The sequence below is a fragment of the Vibrio sp. YT-17 genome, assembly GCF_033337375.1.
Lineage (GTDB): Bacteria > Pseudomonadota > Gammaproteobacteria > Enterobacterales > Vibrionaceae > Vibrio > Vibrio alginolyticus.
This window is the reverse complement of the sequence record NZ_JAWOQP010000093.1, coordinates 1-1,370: the sequence shown is the minus strand read 5'-3', so window position 1 is coordinate 1,370 and position 1,370 is coordinate 1. Positions and strand designations below refer to the sequence as shown.

Genomic DNA, 1,370 nt, shown 5'->3' with positions numbered 1-1,370 from the left:
AGCTTGTCATAATGGGCAATGCACTTTCCGTGAGGAGGTAAAACGAGCGTCGTCGTTGTCACACCACGCGCGGTTTGAATCGGCATGCTACCAACGACAAGCGTCTGTTGATGACTCTTCGCGATATTGGCTAAACGCTCTTGAATAGCACCGCTACCTAACGGCTCTGCATGTTGATGGTACTCTTCTCGACTGGCAAACAACACCGCATTTTCCGGTGTGAGCACCAGCTTCACTCCTTGATTGGCCGCCAAAGTACATTGCTGGTCAATAAAGTCCAAATTCGCCTGAATATCAGGCCCCGAAGTCATTTGAATGATGCCAACACGTTCCATGTGTTCTCTTCCTTCTACCACTTAGTCGGGCGATCTATTTAGCCTGCTCACGCAGTTTTTCTGGCAGCTTGTATTCGCCTTTACTACGTGAAATCTCTTTTACGGTTGGTGAATCTAACGGGCCTTTGACCTCGTAATTCACTTGGGTGAACACCTCTACAACTGGAGAAATTACCGTAGAAATCGCCAGCACGTACAGAGCGGTTTGAGGGGCTACCGCAAACGCCGTCAGCATTGGTAACCCTGACGTAATATCCGGCGTAAACTTCACTTCCGCATCCACCATTCTGCTGGTCATGTTTGCAATACCACGAATTTGCATTTCACCAGCTAGCGCATCCATCACAATATCATTGGTGATGAACACACCATCTTGGATTTTGCCTGTACCCGTGATGGAGTTGAACGCCATACCTTTGTCGAATACGTCGGTAAAATCGAGCTGCATCTTACGAATGATGGAGTCCAAGCTAAATAGGCCAAGCAAACGGGCCGCGCCGCTGACTTCACTCACGACCCCTTTGCCAAACTCTGTCGAGACATTCCCCTGCAAGGTTGGTGTCTTCATCGACCAAGGCGCACCATCCCAATTCATATTGGCGTTGATCTCGAACGGCGCTTGCTGGATCCCAGACGTGATACCAAAACGCTCCATCAGATCCGTGTTGTTATCGCCTTTCATTTTTAACGTCAGATTGGAATGGCTACGATCTTTGGTCAGCTCCCACCAACCATTCATATCGATGCGGTTTTTGCCGCTACTGAAGGTAATGTTTTTCCACTCCAAACGATCATCTTGACGCTGTAAGTCGACATTCACTTTGCCAACCTTGTAACCTTGCAGCCAAAAATCGTCGATGTTCAACGTTAAGTTTGGCATCTCAGCGTGAAACTTGCGGTCAAAGTTGGTAATAAGTGGCGCATTCTGATCTTCACTAGCGAAAATCGAACTGCGCTCTTTGGTCATTTCCTCAAAGTCTGGCAAGTACAAATGCAGATGGTCTAGAGACACCGAGAAATCGTACGGTTTGAGGT

2 protein-coding genes are annotated in these 1,370 nt (G+C 48.0%); both read right to left on the bottom strand.

All coding sequences use genetic code 11. The annotated features are described in order from the left end of the window. Nucleotides 1–335 (bottom strand): nitrilase-related carbon-nitrogen hydrolase (locus tag R7F67_RS24090; RefSeq protein WP_318057445.1); only part of this gene is annotated, 335 nt, incomplete at its 3' end. A 34-nt stretch (nucleotides 336–369) separates the two neighbouring features. Then, on the bottom strand, nucleotides 370–1,370 hold a 1,001-nt coding region (locus R7F67_RS24085; RefSeq protein WP_318057444.1), incomplete at its 5' end, for an AsmA-like C-terminal region-containing protein.